The sequence below is a fragment of the Pseudoxanthomonas putridarboris genome, from assembly GCF_038321125.1.
GTDB lineage: Bacteria > Pseudomonadota > Gammaproteobacteria > Xanthomonadales > Xanthomonadaceae > Pseudoxanthomonas_A > Pseudoxanthomonas_A putridarboris.
In genome coordinates, this window is sequence record NZ_JBBWWT010000012.1 from 32,910 (window position 1) to 48,080 (window position 15,171).

Consider the following 15,171-nt stretch of genomic DNA (forward strand, 5'->3'; position numbering starts at 1 on the left):
CTTGGATGGGAAGGACCCGGAGCGCCAGGACCCGCCCTACGCATGCGGCAGCGGCTGGGCGACAATGCCGGCATGGATATCCAGTTGAACGGGCAGACCCGTCCGCTGCCCGCCGGCAGCACCATCGCCACCCTGTTGCAGCACGAGGGCCTGGCCGAACGCCGTGTCGCCGTGGAAGTGAATGGCGAAATCGTTCCCCGCAGCCAGCATGCGGCGCTGGCCCTGCAACCGGGCGACCGGGTCGAGATCGTGCACGCCCTGGGCGGGGGGTGAAGCGGGTGCCCGGTTGTCGGTTCCCGGATGGATGGACCCGCGGCCAACAACCCCGCCTTCCCCCGACATCGGCGATAATCGCCGGATGTCCACACCTACCCCGACCGACCCGCTGGTGATCGCGGGCAAGACCTACCGTTCCCGCCTGTTGACCGGCACCGGCAAGTTCAAGGATTTCGAGGAAACCCGCCTGGCCACCGAGGCCGCGGGCGCCGAGATCGTCACCGTCGCCATCCGCCGCACCAACCTGGGCCAGTCGCCCAACGAGCCCAACCTGCTCGACGTGCTGCCGCCGGACAAGTACACCATCCTGCCCAATACCGCCGGCTGCTACACCGCCGACGACGCCGTGCGCACCTGCCGGCTCGCGCGCGAGCTGCTGGACGGCCACACGCTGGTCAAGCTGGAAGTGCTGGGCGACCAGAAGACGCTCTACCCGGACGTGGTGCAGACCCTGGCCGCCGCCGAGAAGCTGGTCGCCGACGGCTTCCAGGTGATGGTCTACACCAGCGACGACCCCATCCTGGCCCGCAGGCTGGAGGAAATCGGCTGCGTGGCGGTGATGCCGCTGGCCGCGCCGATCGGCTCGGGCCTGGGCGTGCAGAACAAGTACAACCTGCTGGAAATCATCGAGAACGCCAAGGTGCCGGTGCTGGTCGACGCCGGCGTGGGCACCGCGTCCGATGCCGCCATCGCGATGGAACTGGGCTGCGACGGCGTGCTGATGAACACCGCCATCGCCGGCGCGAAACACCCCATCCTGATGGCCAGCGCGATGAAGAAGGCCGTGGAAGCCGGCCGCGAGGCCTTCCTGGCCGGGCGCATCCCGCGCAAGCGCAACGCCTCGGCCTCCAGCCCCATCGACGGACTCATCGGTTGATTCGATGACCGATCCGTTCTCCAGTCCCGGCGCCAAGACCCCGCCCAAGCCGTTCACGGTCACCGAGGGCCGGCGCGAAGTGCGCAGCTTCGTGCTGCGCCAGGGCCGCTTCACCGAGGCGCAGCAGCGCGCCTTCGACACCCAATGGCCGCGGTTCGGGCTGGACTACGCGGGCCAGCCGCGCGACTTCGATGCCGTGTTCGGCCGCCATGCGCCGCGCGTGCTGGAAATCGGGTTCGGCAATGGCGATGCGCTGCGCTTCGCCGCCGCGAACGATCCGGACCGCGACTACATCGGCCTGGAAGTGCATGCCCCCGGCGTCGGCCGCCTGCTGAACGCGCTGGCCGAGGACGGCAGCGACCACGTGCGCGTCTACCATCACGACGCGGTGGAAGTCCTGCAACACGAGGTCGCCGACGGCGCACTGGATGAGGTGCGCATCTATTTCCCCGACCCCTGGCACAAGAAGCGCCACAACAAGCGCCGGCTGGTCCAGCCGGAGTTCGCCGCGCTGCTGGTGCGCAAGCTGCGCAGCGGCGGCCGCTTGCACGCGGCGACCGACTGGCAGGACTATGCCGAACACATGTGGGACGTGCTGGACGCCACGCCCGGCCTGCGCAACCGCACCGGTCCGCGCGGCAGCGTGCCGCGCCCCGACTGGCGGCCGCAGACGCATTTCGAGACCCGCGGCCAGAAGCTGGGCCACGGCGTGTGGGATCTTCTGTACGACCGGGTTCCCCTTCCCTCGCCCGCGGGGGAAGGCCGGGATGGGGGCGAGCCGGCGCACGTGGTTACGCCCGCTTCGGAAAATCCCGAGTGAAGCTACACTCGACTCGACATGGCAATCAAATCACGCGGCTCCGGCCTGCCCCCACCCCAACTCTCCCCCGCAAGCGAGGGAGGGGGCTCCAAGCATGACCCCCTGAAGGACAAAGGCGCGTAATGGACACCGCCCTGACGCTGACCAACGACATGAAGCTCGTCCTCGGGCTGGTCGGCTTCACGATGGCGATGTTCCTGTTCGAACGCATCCGCGCCGACCTGGTGGCGCTGGTGGTGCTGGTGGTGCTGGGCATCACCGGCTTGATCGCGCCGGAGGAGATCTTCGGCGGTTTCTCCGGCAACGCGGTGATGAGCATCATCGCCACCATGATCCTGGGCGCCGGGCTGGACCGCACCGGCGCGTTGAACCGGCTGGCTTCGTGGCTGCTGCGGCGCGGGCACGGGATCGAGCAGCGGCTGCTGCTGATGACCACCGCCATCGCCAGCCTCAACTCGTCCTTCATGCAGAACCCGTCGGTGATGGCGCTGTTCATGCCGGTGGCGTCGCGGCTGTCCTCGCGCACCGGGCTGTCGCTGCAGCGGCTGCTGCTGCCGATCGCCGCCGCCATCGTGATGGGCGGCGCGTTCACCATGGTCGGCAACTCGCCGCTGATCCTGCTCAACGACCTGCTGGTGTCGGCCAACAACAACCTGCCCTCGGGCATGGCCACGCTGGAACCGCTGCGCATGTTCGCGCCGTGGCCGATCGGCCTGGTACTGGTCATCGCCTCGCTGCTGTATTTCCGCTTCTACGGCGACCGCAAGCTGAAGGAAGAGACGCAGGACAGCGACGGCGCGGTGACGCCCGCGCGCACCGAGAGCTATTTCGCCAACACCTACGGCATCGAAGGCGACGTGTTCGAGCTGGTGGTCAGCGCGGAGAGCCCGCTGGTGGGCATGTCGCTGGGCGAAGCCGAGGCGATGCACGACGCCCCGCTGATGCTGGCGTTGCAGACCGGCAACGACACCCGGCTGGCGCCGCCGGCCGACATGCGCATCTGGGTGGGCAGCGTGCTGGGCGTGATGGGGCGGCGACAGGAAGTGACCGACTTCGCGCAGAACCACTTCCTGCGCATGTCCTCGCGGCTGCGCCACTTCGGCGACCTGTTCAACCCCAGCCGCGCCGGCATCTCCGAGGCGGTCGTTCCGCCCACCTCGCGCTTCATCGGCAAGACCGCGCGCGACCTGCGCCTGCGCAAGCAGAACGGGATCAGCCTGCTGGCGATCAACCGCGACAAGAAGGTCATCCGCGACAACGTGCGCGACGAGAAGCTGCGCGCGGGCGACATGCTGGTGTTCCACAGCATCTGGCAGGACCTGGGCCAGGCCGCCGAGAGCCGCGACTTCGTGGTGGTGACCGACTACCCGAAGGGCGAGCAGCGCCCGCACAAGTTCAAGATCGCGATGACCATCTTCGCCATCACCATCGTCATCGCGTTGACCTCCAGGCTGCCGGTGGCGCTGACCCTGATGACCGGCGTGGCCGGCATGCTGCTGACCGGCGTGCTGCGCATGGACGAGGCCTACGGCGCGATCAACTGGAAGACGGTGTTCCTGATGGCCGGGCTGATCCCGCTGGGCTGGGCGATGGACAGCAGCGGCGCGGCCGCCTGGGTGGCCGGGCATACCGTCGAACGGTTGCCCGAAGGCATCCCGATCTGGTTGCTGGAAATCGCCATCGCGCTGCTGACCACGGCCTTCTCGCTGGTCATCAGCCACGTGGGCGCGACCATCGTGATGGTGCCGATGGCGATCAACCTGGCGTTGGCCGCCGGCGGCAATCCCACCGCCTTCGCGTTGATCGTCGCGCTGTCGGCGTCCAACAACCTGATGACCTCGTCCAACCCTGTGATCTCGATGATCGTCGGCCCGGCCAGCTACACCTCGCGCCAGTTGTGGCGCGTGGGCGGGCCGTTGTCGCTGATCTACACCGGCGTCGTTGTGCTGACCGTCAACCTGCTGTTCTGGTGGAACGGCCGCGCGGGATGAGCACGGCCGTCCAGCGCACCGCCCTGCGGATGCGGTTGCTGCCGGATCGCTACGCCGTCGCGCAACTGGAAGCCGACGCCGCATTGCCGGCATGGTGGCCTTCGACGGGTATGCGCCATATCAGTTGGGTGGAGGACGAGCTTTCGCTGGTCTGCGAGGAGGCGTGCGTGCCGGTCGGGGTGCGCTGCCAGCGCGGTTGGCGGGCGCTGAAACTGCAGGGGCCGTTCGCGTTCGAGCTGACCGGCATCCTGCTGGCCGTGCTGGAACCGCTGGCGGACGCGGGCGTGGGCATCTTCGCGCTGTCCACCTACGACACCGATTACGTACTGGTGCAGGACGACGCCCTGCCTGTCGCGCTGGCCGCGTTGCGGGAACGCGGCCACACGATCACCGACGCCTGACGCGCACTCAGCGGCGACGCAGCACGGTGCGCACCAGCACGGCGGCGAAGTGCAGCCAGACGGCGCCGAACACGCCCACCCGCGTCGATACGCCGCGTTGCGCCGCCTCGAACTTGCCGAAATAGCGCCACAGCCCGCGGTGCTTGTGCCATTCCACGAATACCGGGCGGGCACGGCTGGAGACGCCGCGCAGGTGCAGCACGCGGATGTCGTTGGCCACCGCTACCGTGGCACCCGCAGCACGCGCGCGCCGGCACAGGTCCATGTCCTCGGCATGCAGGCGGTAGCCTTCGTCGAAGCCTTCCAACCGGTCGAACAGTGTCCGCCGCATCAGCATCAACGCGCCCGAAACCACGTCGACCGGCTGCACGGCGAGTTCGTCCCGCACCGGCACGCCCAGTCGCGAGGCGGCGGCCGGGGCGGACAGCATCGCCGCGAAATCCGGGTCGCGCCGTCGCGCGGCCGCGTCGCGCGCGCCGTCCTCGTCCACCAGGTCCACGCCCAGCAGCGACTCGCCGGGCAGCGCGACCGCATGCGCGCGCAGGCGCGACAGCGTGTCCGCCTCCACCATCAGGTCCGGGTTGACGAAGGCCAGCCACGGCGACGCCGTGTCGCGCGCGCCCTGGTTGCAGCCGACCGCGAAACCCGGGTTGTCGGGATTGGCGATGAACTTCACCCGCGCGTCCTGCAAGGCATGGCGCTGCACCAGTTCCAGCGTGCCGTCGCGCGAGGCGTTGTCGACCACGCGGATCTCGTCCACATCGTTCGCCACGCGCAGCCGCATCAGGCAGTCGTCGATGCTGCTGGCGCTTTCGTGGCTGACCACGACCACGGCGATGCCGCCACGCTCAGGGGAAGAGGTCACGCTGGCGCTCCGGCGAATCGGTTTCGGCATACAGGGCGGCCAGCCGCTCGCGCGGTTCGCGCAGCGGGTCGCCCATCAGGAACGAAGCCAGGCGCGGATGCCATGCCGGCCAGCGCGCGTTGAGCGCGTCCATGTCGCCATCGGCGGGACCGCCCTCGCCGCCGCGCGCGACGAAGGCGGTCTCGCACAGCACGTTGCGCCAGCCCAGGCCGGCCAGACGCAGCGACAGGTCGATCAACGCGGCGTACCACGAGCCATAGCTGCTGGCGTCCAGCCCGCCCACGCGCCGGCGCGCGCTGCCGCGGATGGCGACGGCGTGCGCGACCGCGGCCGGCAGTTCGGGGTGCAGCGGCGGCATCGCCGCGCAGGCCTGCGCGGTGCGCTCGAAATCCGGCGGCGGCGCGGCGACTTCGCCCAGCCGCGGCCAGGCGGCGGATTCGCCGGCGTTGCACCACGGCGTGGCGGTGGCGATGGCCGCATCGCGCGCCAGGCACGCGGACAACTGCGCCAGCCAGCCCGGCAGCGGTTGCGCGTCCGGCGCCAGCAGCACCACGTCGGCATCGCCGCAGGCCGACAGCATCTGGTCGATGTGTGCCACTTCGCCCAGCATGCGCGGCCGGCGCGTGTAGTCGGCCTGCAGGCGCGTGCGGGTCAGCCAGCGCTCGACGATGGCCAGCCCGCGCGGGCCGGCCTGCGCGTCGTCGGCCAGCCAGACGCGTGTGCCGTCCGGCGTGCCGGCATCCAGCGCGCCCAGGCAGGCGTCCAGCGCGTCGTCATCGGCGCCGACCGGCAGCAGGACGATGGGCAGGGGCGGTGCCGCGGCCGGGGTCACTGCTTGGGCGGGGCGTAGAGCGGATCCAGGGCGCGGAAACGCTGGCCGTACTCGTCGGTCAGGTCGCGCGCTTCCTGCGGGTTGCGGACGATGGTCGGCGTGAGCAGCACGATCACTTCGCTGCGCTCGCTGTTGTTGGTCTTCTTGCCGAACAGCGCTCCGATGATCGGCAGCCGGCTCAGCCCGGGAATGCCGGACGAACCCTGGCTGGCGCTGTCGCTGATCAGGCCGGCCAGCATCACGGTCTGTCCGGTTTCCACCGCCGCTTCGGTCTTCAGCCGGCGCGTGTTGATGCGCACGTTGCCGTTGTCGTCGGGAATGTCGCCCGGCGTGCTGACCTCCTGCACGATGTCCAGGAACACCATGCCGTCCCGGGTGATGCGCGGACGCACCTTCAGGATGATGCCGGTGTCCAGGTACTGCACCTGGCTGAAGGTGTTGTCGGTGCCTACATTGGGGTTGAAGGTGACCGACGAGATCGGAATGCGGCTGCCGACGTTCAGGGTGGCCTCGGCGTTGTTGCGGACGAACACCGAGGGCGTCTGCAGCAGGCGCAGGTCGGTGATCCGGTCGAGCGCGCTGATGATGGCGGCCGCGTCGTTCTTGAACAGCGTCCACGACAGGCCGTCGCTGCCGACGCTGCCGGCCAGCGTGCTCCACTGGCGTGGCAGGAACGGATTGACATTGAGGTCCAGGCTGGGCAGGCCGGCGTCGGTGGCCGCGCGCTCGATGTACCAGTTGACGCCGTAGCTCAGTTCGCCGGTCAGCGCCACCTCGGCCACCTGCGCCTCGATGTGCACCTGCATCGGCATCACGTCGAGCTTCTCGACGACGTCCCTGATCGACTTCCACGCCGCGCTGCTGGAACGCACCAGCAGGGTGTTGGTCTCGTCCACCGCCGCCACCCCCACGCGGTCGCCGTCGATCTCCAGCGTCACGCTGCCGCTGCCGCTGTCGCGCGGATTCAGCGCCAGGGTTCCGCTGCCCAGGCCGCCGCCGGAGCTGCCGGTGCTGCCGAAGTCCACGCTGCCGCCGCTGCTGTTCAGGCCGCCGTCGTTGATCTGCACCGGATCGGTGCCCGGCATCAGCGACACGTTGCCCGGCCCGCCGGTCGAACGGTCGCCGCCGTTGCCGCCACTGCCGGCGCCGAACACTTCGGCCAGCCGCTGCGCCAGTTCCTTGGCCTTGATGTACTTCAACTCGTACGAATGCAGCCGCGCGCCCTCGCCCGCGCTGTCCATCCGTTCCAGCCAGTCCTGGATGTCGTCCAGGTAGGCCGCCTGCGGGGTGATGACCATCACCGCGTTGGCGCCTTCCAGCGGCAGGAAGCGGAACATGCCGGCGCTGGGCGTCTTGCTGTTCTCGCCGAAGATCTTCTCCAGGTCGGCGACCACCTTGGTGGCGCGGCTGGTTTCCAGCGGGAACACGCCCACCGACATGCCGGCCAGCCAGTCCACGTCGAAGATCTCGACCGTGCGCAGGTAGTTCTCCAGTTCGCTGCGGCTGCCGGCCAGGGTGATCAGGTTGCGCGAGGTGTCGATGTTGACGATGGCGTTGGGGCGGGCGTAGGGCTCCAGCACCTTCTTCATCTCGCTGGCGGAGATGTAGCGCAGCGGCACCACGCGCGCTTCGTAGCCGCGTGCGTTGGCCGGCTCGCCCGTGCGCGGCGCGACCGCGCCGGCCAGGGCCTGGTCGGCCGGCACGATGTTGTAGCGGCCGCCGGTGTAGATCAGGCGCGCATTGTTCCAGCCCAGCACCATCTCCAGCAGGCTCATCGCTTCGGCCGGCGACACCGGCTTGGGCGTGCCCAGGGTGACCGTGCCCTGCACGCCCGGCGCGATCACGTAGTTCTGGCCCAACATGTCGCCCAGGATGGCCTTGACCACCGCGTGCACGGACTCGCCTTCGAAGTTGAAGGTGGCGGCGCCGCTGCTGGCGCCCGCCAGCGAAGGCGGCGGCGCGGACGCCGCACTGCGGTTGATCATCTGCCCGCTGCCGCGGCGGATGACCGCCTGCGGGCCGGTCTCCGGCGCCTCCGGCGACTGCACCGGTACGGTCTGCGCACTGCCGGGCGCCCCGGGGGGCGTTGCGGCCGATGGGCCACGGCGCATTTCGGGCGCGGGCACGCTGGCGCAGCCGGCCAACATGCCCAGGCAGAGGGAAATCAGGATCACGCGTGACGTCATGCCGGCACTCTACTGTGTCTTGCCGGGCACTGCCGGCGGCGGTGTGGGGGTGGCCCTCTCCTGCTCGCGCATCTGCGCGCGACGCGCCTCGATGCGTTGGCGGATGGCCTCCATCTGTTGTTCCGTGCTCTCGGGCGGACTCTCCGCGACCGGCGCCGGCGGCGAAGTGGGCTCGATCGGAACCGGTGTCTCGACGGACGGGGCCGGCACCGGGATGGGCGGGCTGTTGCCACCGGTGGCCCTCGGCGAACCCGCGGGAACCGGCATGGGCACGGCCCCGGGACGCCCCGGCGCCCCCGTGGCCACCGGCGTGGGCGGCTGGCCGCCGACGCCATCGAACGTCCGCAGTTCCAGCTCGCGCCGGCCATCCGGACCCTCGAACACCGCGCGGCGGTTCTCCAGTTCGGCCAGCCGCCAGCCGGGGAATCCGCTCGGCTCCTCGCCCACCTTCACCCGCAGCCCTTCGCCACCGGCGACCGGTTGCACGATGGCCAGTTGCAGGCCCGGCGTGATCAGCACGCTGCTGAGCACCATGTCGAAGCCGGGCGCGGTGGCCTCGCCTTCGCCGGAAATGAAGAACGGCTGCGGCTGGCGGTTTTCGGAGAACAGCGGACGCCCGCCGATCTCGGCGTACTGCGGCAACGGGCCGAGGCGTTCGGCCGGCGTGGCCGGCAACCGGGGCAGCGCCTGCACCAGTGCCGGATCGGCCGGCAGCGGGGTGATCCGGCCACCCAGGCCGAACATGCCCAGCAACGCGACCAGCACCGCCCAGCCGGCGACGGCGGCCAATACCCAGGTGCGCGAAGTCCAGGCGTCAGCGCGCATCGCTTTCTCCCTGCGGCGGTGCGGCGGCGGGACTGGGCTTCAGGTAGCCGTAGAGATCGAAGTTCACGTCCAGCCCGCCGGTGCCGCTTTCCGAGGCCTGGAAGGCATAGCGCTGCGCCAGCACGTTGAGGTTGTCGACGAACAGGCGCGGACTGCCGGATTCGATCTGGTGCAGCACCGAGGCCAGTTCCGGCGCGCCGCAGCGCAGGCGCACCTGCACCACCACGCGGGCGAACTGCTCGCGGCCGGGCATGGCCAGCGGCGACTGGTTGGCGATGGCGCAACTGCGGTTGCCCGGGCTGGCCTGCTTCACGATCGCTTCCAATCGCTGCACCAGCCCGGCGGTGGCCAGTTCGACCGTCGCCTCGGGCAGGAAGCCGGGACGCTGCGCCTGCTGGACCAGCGCGGCCTCCAGCTCGCGTTCCACCTGCGGGGCTTGCTGCAGCTGGGTGCGGATGCGCAGTTCGCGATCGCGCAGTTCGGCGACGCGGCCGTTGACCGCCAGCATCGGCGCCGTCCACCACGGGTGCACCAGCACGCCGTAGCCCAGCAGCAGGGCAAGTCCCAGCACGGCCAGCGCCAGCCAGCGGTCGCGGTCAGTCACGGCCGGCGCCATCGGCGTCTCCCGGTGCGGGCGCGGCGGCCGGCGTCGCGTTTCGGGTACCCACCAGTTCGGCGGTCAGGGTGAAACGGTCCAGCCGCGTGCGCGGATCGGGTTGCAGCGCGCCGCTCAGGGCCGGGCTGCGCCACAGCGGCGAGCCTTCCAGCCTGGCAACCAGGCCGGAGGCCTCGGGACTGAAGCCGATCAGCATCAGGCGGTCACCCTCGATGGACAGTTTTTCCAGATAGGTGTTGTCGGGCAGGCGGCGGGTGACTTCGTCCATCACCTCGACCGTGGTCGGGCGGTCGGCGCGCGCCTTGTTCAAGGCCGTCATGCCGGCCACCAGGTCGGTCAGCTGCTGGCGCTGCGCGGACACGCGGCGCGCCTGTTCTGCGCGGCCGGAGACCTGGGCGGCGAACGCGTCGGCGGCGGCGCGGCGGTTGTCCAGGATCAGCCACGCGCCCAGCACCAGCGCACCCAGCGCGACCGCCGCCAGCGCCAGGTGCAGGCCGCGCCCGGACGCCTGGCGCGACGCGCGAGCTTCCGGCGGCAGCAGGTTGACGCCCAGGGGCAGGCCCTCGGCATCGGCGACATCGGCGCCGGCCAGTTCGGCGGACAGCGGACCCAACTGGGCCAGCTCCGCGTCGAATCCGGTGCGCGGCACGGCGACCAGCTCGGTCTCCAGTTGGCCATCCTCGCGGCGGCCCAGCACGCGCGCATCGAAGCACACGTCCTCGGCACGGAACGGGGTCTGGCGATCCAGCTCGAACCGCACCACGTCGCGCAGGCGGTCGGCGGCGGCGGCGGGCAACAGCAGGCGCCGGCGCAGCGCCGACCCCGCGGGCAGCAGCCACCAGCGCGGCAACTCGGCCAGCCGTGTGCCCAGCAGCGCGCGCAGGTCGTCGCCGGTGACGGTGGCGGGCAGGCGGGCCAGTTCGTGGCGCTGCGCGCCCTCCTGCCAGGCCATGCGCAGTTCCTCGCCGTCGCGCTGGAACAGCAGGCGGTCGCGGGTCAGCCCCAGCAGCACGCGCCAGCGGGCGGGCAGCCAGCTGGCCAGCGCCTGCGACCACCACGCCAGGAAGCTGCGCGGCCCGGGTCCCAGGCGCGCGCGGAGTTGCTGCAGGCTGTCACGCAAGCCGCTCATTGTGGTGCCGCTCCCTCCTCCCAGCGCAACAAGGTGTAGACCGAACCCGGTACTGGGCTGGCGCCTGCGCGCACCACTGTCCGTATCGCCGCCTCGCGGCCATCGGCCATGCGCGCGCGGCTCTCGATACTATACGTGCCGCTGCTGAAGCCGACGAGTTGCGGGTTGCCGGCGACGTCCTGGGCATTGCGCTGGGCCAGCCACGCCTCGGCGTCCAGCCCCATCGCCACCAGCACGGGGCCTTGCGCGAACGTGGGATCGGGCTGCGCACGGCCGGAGTAGATGGTCAGGTAGGGCGCCAGCCGCGCGTAGATCTCCGGCGTCATGCCCAGCACCTGCTCGACTTCGGCGATGGTTTCGAACGGCGCATCCTTGGCGCCGTAATCGCGTCCGGCCGCGGCGTAGTCGTCGTCCTCCGCGCCGCCGGCCGGCTGGCTGAGCGCGTCGCCGTCGCGCCAGTCCACGATGGCGCCCGCCAGTCGCTCGCTGGATTCCGGCGGCGCACCCACCGCCTGCAGCAGTCGCGCCAGCAAGGCCAGGTCGGCCTGGTTCAGATCGACCTTGCCGGTTTCGTCGACCATGCGTACCTGCACTTCACTGCCATCGAAACGCCAGCGGTAGAGGCGACCATTGGGCAGCCAGCGCGTTTCCGGGTTCTGGTCCGCCACGCGCGCCAGCGCATATTCCATGCCAGCACGCGCGACTTCCTGCGCCACCGAGCCGCGGCTGGCCACGCGCCCCTGCAGGGCCTCCATGCGGGCGGTCAGCGCGAAAGCGCCGATCAGCGCCGTCAGCAGCGCCACCAGCCACAGCACCAGCAGCAGGGCCGCGCCGCGCTGGCGGCTCATGGCCTGCCTCCCGGGGGAAGCAGGCCGCCGCCCGCGCCGCCTTCGCTGCGCACCAGCGTGACCACCAGGTCGGGCCAGTGCACGCCATCGGCGGCTTCCACTTCCACCTTCACCTGCAATGGAAGCAGATCGGACGTCTCCCAGCGGTCCTGCCACGGACCCAGGCGATTGTCCTGGTCCAGTCCGCGATACTGGAAACGCACCGCGCGCAGACCGTCGGCCAGGCGCTCCGGACGCAGTTCGCGGGCCTGCAGTTCCACCTCGTCGAGGGAACGGTCCGGTTGCGCCACCGCGAACGCCACCTGCAACCTGCCCTGCCCGTCGGCGCCGATGTCGTGCAGGTAGGGGCCGCCATGGCCCAGGTAATCCGGCAGGTCGGCGACGAAGCGCATGCGCTGCGGCGCGCCGATGAAGCGCGCCTGCTGCAGCGTGGCGCGGTCGGTGGCGAACACGATGGGCTGCGCCGAGGACAGCCGCGCGCGCAGGTAGGCCTGCACGGCGCGCATGTGCTCGTTGCGCTGGGCGATGGCTTCGCCGCGCCCGACCATCGCCGTGGACGAACGCAGCGTGGCGAACGCCAGCGCCAGGCCGGCCGCCAGCAGCACGGTGGCCAGCAGCACTTCGATCAGGGTGAAACCGGCGGCGCGCGTCCTCATGGCGCGGCCTGGTTGATGTCGCGCGGCGCCAGCCGCAGCGTGCGCCAGCGCAGCGACTGCGCGGCCGTGTCGCCCCAGCGCACGTCCAGTTGCACGTCCAGCAGTTGCGGGGCGGACGGCTCGATCAGCGCGCGCGCGGCCAACGGATCGGCGTAGGGCGCCACCTGCAACGTCCACTGGTAGCGTCCGCCGTCGAAACGGCCTTCCTGCGGCCCCGGCCGCAGCGGTTCGCCCACACCCAGCTGCGCGAGCAGCGACTGCGCATGCAATGTCGCGCGGCTGCTGTCCTCCGCCTGCCGCACCTGCCGGCTGGCGCCGGACAGCGAGCCCAGCAGCAGCGTCAGCGCCAGCGCCAGCAGCGCGAACGCCACGATCACCTCGATCAGCGTGAATCCCTGCTGCGGACGCGGCGGCGAAGCGGTCACGGCGCGCCTCCGGCCGGATCGCGCATCACCCGCACCTCGCCGGTCAGCCATGTCACATCGACGCTCCACGCGGCGCGCTTGGCCCCCAGCGTGATGCGACCGCCGGTGGAGCCGCCATCGTGGAAGAACAGGATGGCGCCCTCGCCCGCGCGCGCCTGCGCCTGGCGCGCGCCGGTGAAGCGGATCGACAGCGATTCGGGGATGGCACCGTGCCGGCCGTTCGGCGCCTGCCAGCGATGCGCGAGTGGATCGATCAAGAAGCGCTGCGGCTGCCCGGTGGCGATGGCCTGCGCACGCGTGTAGCGCAGCTGCGCGGCGATTTCCTTCGTCTCCGAACGCAGGCGCATGCCGTCCAGCCCGCCGGTGAGCACCATCGCCGACAGCGTGGCCACTCCCGCGATCAATGCCACCACCAGCAGCATCTCCAGCAACGAGACGCCGCGCATGGCCCGCGCGCGCGCTGGCGCGCTGCGGGGCGCTCGCGTCACGGGTCGATCCGCCGCGGGCATGCTACCGGTGGCGCAAGGCGCACAGCGTCGCGCCGATGCGGGCATGACGATGGCGTACGGCGGCGGACGCGACCGGCATCACTCGTACTTGATGTCCGCGTCGTAGCTCTCGCCGCCGACCCTGCCGTCCTTGCCCAGGCTGGACAGGTCGAACGGACCGGCTTCGCCCGGCACGCGGTACAGGATGTCGTGGCCCCAGGGGTCCTTCAGTTCGGCCGACTTGGCGTACGGGCCCAGCCAACCGGACGCGTTGCCGGGCTGGGTCACCAGGTCCTCCAGGCGACTGGGCAGGCTGCCGGTATCCAGTTGGTAGTTCTCCACCTTGCCGGCCAGCGTCTGGATCTGCGACTTCGCCAGGTTGGCCTTGCCGCGGTCCGCGCCGCCCAGCACCCGGCTGCCCACCAGCGTCAGCACCGCGCCGATCAGCACGATCACGATGATGATTTCCAGCAGGCTCATGCCGCTTTGCGCGGCCGGCGAGGGGGAACGGGTCAGGTGGCGGGACAGGCGCATCGTCGGGGTCCTTGGTGGAATGGCGGTAGTGTGGAGAAGTCTGTCTGAACCGGTCTTGCGTGGCGCTTCAGGGCGCCTTCAGCCCATCGCGCTGGTCAGGTCGTACAGCGGCACCAGCACGGCGATGATCACCAGCCCCACCACCGCCGCCAGGACCAGCGTGATGGCGGGGGCCAGCGCGGCCAGCATGCGGTCCAGGGTCTGCGCGGTCTCGTGCTCGAAGGTGTCCGCGGTCTTCAGCAGCATGCCGTCCAGCGCGCCGGATTCCTCGCCCACCTGGATCATCTGCAGCGCCAGCCGGGGGAAACGCTTGCCCTTGCCCAGCGAAGACGACAGGCCGTGGCCATTCCTGACGTCCTCGGCGGCGGCGTCCACGTCGGCGGCCAATGCGCGATTGCCCAGCACGTTGCGGGCGATGCCCAGCGCGCTCAGCAGCGGCACGCCGTTCTTCAGCAACGTGCCCAGCGTGCGCGACAGGCGCGCGGTTTCCAGCCGGGCGACCAGCAGGCCGACGAAGGGCTGGCGCAGCAGCCAGGCATCGAAGCGATCGCGGAACGCCGGATCGCGGCGGCGGCGGTCGAACCAGAGCAGCGCCAGCGCCGGCACCGCGACCAGCACGAACCACCAGTCGCGCACGAACAGTCCCAGCCACAGCACGCCGCGGGTGAACCACGGCAGCGCCACGTCCAGGCTCTCGTACATCTGCGCGAACTGCGGCACCACGTAGCCCAGCAGGAACAGCAACGCCAGCCCGACCACGACGACCAGGATGGCCGGGTAGATCAGCGCATTGACCACGCGCCCCTTCAGCGCGCGGCTGCGTTCCAGGTAATCGGCCAGGCGCTGCAGCGTGTCGTGCAGGCTGCCGCCGGCCTCGCCCGCGCGCACCATGTTGACGTACAGGCGGGAGAACAGGCCGTGCTGCCGGTCCAGCGCCGTGGACAGCGGCGCACCGCCGCGCACGCCGTCGCGGATGTCGGTGATGGTGCGGCGCGCCTTCTCGTCTTCCGGCAGGTCCAGCAGGATGGTCAGCGCGCGATCCAGCGGCTGCCCCGCCCCCAGCAACGTGGCCAGTTGCTGGGTGAACTGCACCAGCCGCTCGCCCGCGAAGGCATTGCGTCGCCACAACTGGCGAAGCGAACCGCCGCCGCCCTCCGAAGCGAGCCTGGCTTCCACCGGCAGGTGGCCCTGCTCCTGCAGGCGCGACACCACCTCGGCGTCGCTGGCGGCTTCCATCTGGCCGTCCAGCATTTCACCGTGTGCATTGAGCGCTTTGTAACGGTAGAGGGGCATGCCGGCGCATCGCGTGAACAGTGCGCCAAGTTACCGCAGAACCCCATCCAGCGTCATGCCGGCCAGTCGGCGGACTGCTGACGACCCTCCTGATCCGCGCACCCGGGAC

The 15,171-nt window shown here is 70.7% G+C and carries 17 protein-coding genes; 5 read left to right on the top strand and 12 right to left on the bottom strand.

Features of this window, described 5'->3' with window-relative positions; genetic code table 11:
- Positions 1-72 precede the first annotated feature (72 nt).
- From thiS to AAD027_RS17405, 5 genes are all read left to right on the top strand, one after another.
- Positions 73-273: a sulfur carrier protein ThiS gene (gene thiS, locus AAD027_RS17385; RefSeq protein WP_341727355.1), complete on the top strand. Its 201-nt coding sequence runs from the start codon at positions 73-75 to the stop codon at positions 271-273.
- Between the two features lie 85 nt (positions 274-358).
- Entirely contained in the window at positions 359-1,153 is a 795-nt protein-coding gene (locus tag AAD027_RS17390) for a thiazole synthase (protein WP_341727298.1), read from the top strand.
- 4 nt (positions 1,154-1,157) lie between these two features.
- On the top strand, positions 1,158-1,973 hold the full coding sequence (gene trmB, locus AAD027_RS17395) for a tRNA (guanosine(46)-N7)-methyltransferase TrmB (protein ID WP_341727299.1): 816 nt from the start codon (positions 1,158-1,160) through the stop codon (positions 1,971-1,973).
- 122 nt (positions 1,974-2,095) lie between these two features.
- Positions 2,096-3,964: an SLC13 family permease gene (locus AAD027_RS17400; protein ID WP_341727300.1), complete on the top strand. Its 1,869-nt coding sequence runs from the start codon at positions 2,096-2,098 to the stop codon at positions 3,962-3,964.
- Complete coding sequence (locus AAD027_RS17405) at positions 3,961-4,365, top strand: ACT domain-containing protein (protein ID WP_341727301.1); 405 nt, start codon at positions 3,961-3,963, stop codon at positions 4,363-4,365. Before AAD027_RS17400 ends, AAD027_RS17405 begins: the two co-directional genes overlap by 4 nt.
- A 7-nt stretch (positions 4,366-4,372) precedes the next feature.
- On the opposite strand, the gene AAD027_RS17410 is transcribed toward AAD027_RS17405, so the two are convergent.
- The 12 genes from AAD027_RS17410 to xpsF form a co-directional block, all read right to left on the bottom strand.
- Positions 4,373-5,230, bottom strand: coding sequence for a glycosyltransferase family 2 protein (locus AAD027_RS17410; RefSeq protein ID WP_341727302.1), 858 nt, complete (start codon positions 5,228-5,230; stop codon positions 4,373-4,375).
- Positions 5,214-6,062, bottom strand: coding sequence for a glycosyltransferase family 2 protein (locus AAD027_RS17415; protein ID WP_341727303.1), 849 nt, complete (start codon positions 6,060-6,062; stop codon positions 5,214-5,216). The genes AAD027_RS17410 and AAD027_RS17415 overlap by 17 nt, the downstream gene beginning before the upstream one ends.
- The gene (gspD, locus tag AAD027_RS17420; RefSeq protein WP_341727304.1) at positions 6,059-8,248 is read right to left on the bottom strand and encodes a type II secretion system secretin GspD; all 2,190 of its coding nucleotides are present in this window, start codon (positions 8,246-8,248) and stop codon (positions 6,059-6,061) included. The genes AAD027_RS17415 and gspD overlap by 4 nt, the downstream gene beginning before the upstream one ends.
- A gap of 9 nt (positions 8,249-8,257) precedes the next feature.
- A complete protein-coding gene (locus tag AAD027_RS17425; RefSeq protein ID WP_341727305.1) occupies positions 8,258-9,073 on the bottom strand; it encodes a hypothetical protein in 816 nt (271 codons plus the stop codon).
- Positions 9,063-9,689: a type II secretion system protein GspM gene (gspM, locus tag AAD027_RS17430; protein ID WP_425605486.1), complete on the bottom strand. Its 627-nt coding sequence runs from the start codon at positions 9,687-9,689 to the stop codon at positions 9,063-9,065. The genes AAD027_RS17425 and gspM overlap by 11 nt, the downstream gene beginning before the upstream one ends.
- The gene (locus tag AAD027_RS17435; protein ID WP_341727307.1) at positions 9,670-10,818 is read right to left on the bottom strand and encodes a PilN domain-containing protein; all 1,149 of its coding nucleotides are present in this window, start codon (positions 10,816-10,818) and stop codon (positions 9,670-9,672) included. The genes gspM and AAD027_RS17435 overlap by 20 nt, the downstream gene beginning before the upstream one ends.
- Positions 10,815-11,666 carry a type II secretion system minor pseudopilin gene (locus AAD027_RS17440; RefSeq protein WP_341727308.1) on the bottom strand — a complete coding sequence of 284 codons (852 nt, stop codon included), beginning with the start codon at positions 11,664-11,666 and terminating at the stop codon, positions 10,815-10,817. Before AAD027_RS17440 ends, AAD027_RS17435 begins: the two co-directional genes overlap by 4 nt.
- Entirely contained in the window at positions 11,663-12,322 is a 660-nt protein-coding gene (locus AAD027_RS17445; protein WP_341727309.1) for a prepilin-type N-terminal cleavage/methylation domain-containing protein, read from the bottom strand. The genes AAD027_RS17440 and AAD027_RS17445 overlap by 4 nt, the downstream gene beginning before the upstream one ends.
- Entirely contained in the window at positions 12,319-12,747 is a 429-nt protein-coding gene (gene xpsI, locus AAD027_RS17450) for a type II secretion system protein XpsI (RefSeq protein WP_341727310.1), read from the bottom strand. The genes AAD027_RS17445 and xpsI overlap by 4 nt, the downstream gene beginning before the upstream one ends.
- Positions 12,744-13,256: a type II secretion system protein XpsH gene (xpsH, locus tag AAD027_RS17455; RefSeq protein WP_341727311.1), complete on the bottom strand. Its 513-nt coding sequence runs from the start codon at positions 13,254-13,256 to the stop codon at positions 12,744-12,746. The genes xpsI and xpsH overlap by 4 nt, the downstream gene beginning before the upstream one ends.
- 78 nt (positions 13,257-13,334) lie before the next feature.
- Positions 13,335-13,769 carry a type II secretion system major pseudopilin GspG gene (gene gspG, locus AAD027_RS17460; protein WP_341727312.1) on the bottom strand — a complete coding sequence of 145 codons (435 nt, stop codon included), beginning with the start codon at positions 13,767-13,769 and terminating at the stop codon, positions 13,335-13,337.
- Positions 13,770-13,847: 78 nt separating this feature from the next.
- A complete protein-coding gene (xpsF, locus tag AAD027_RS17465; protein ID WP_341727313.1) occupies positions 13,848-15,062 on the bottom strand; it encodes a type II secretion system protein XpsF in 1,215 nt (404 codons plus the stop codon).
- Positions 15,063-15,171: the final 109 nt, after the last annotated feature.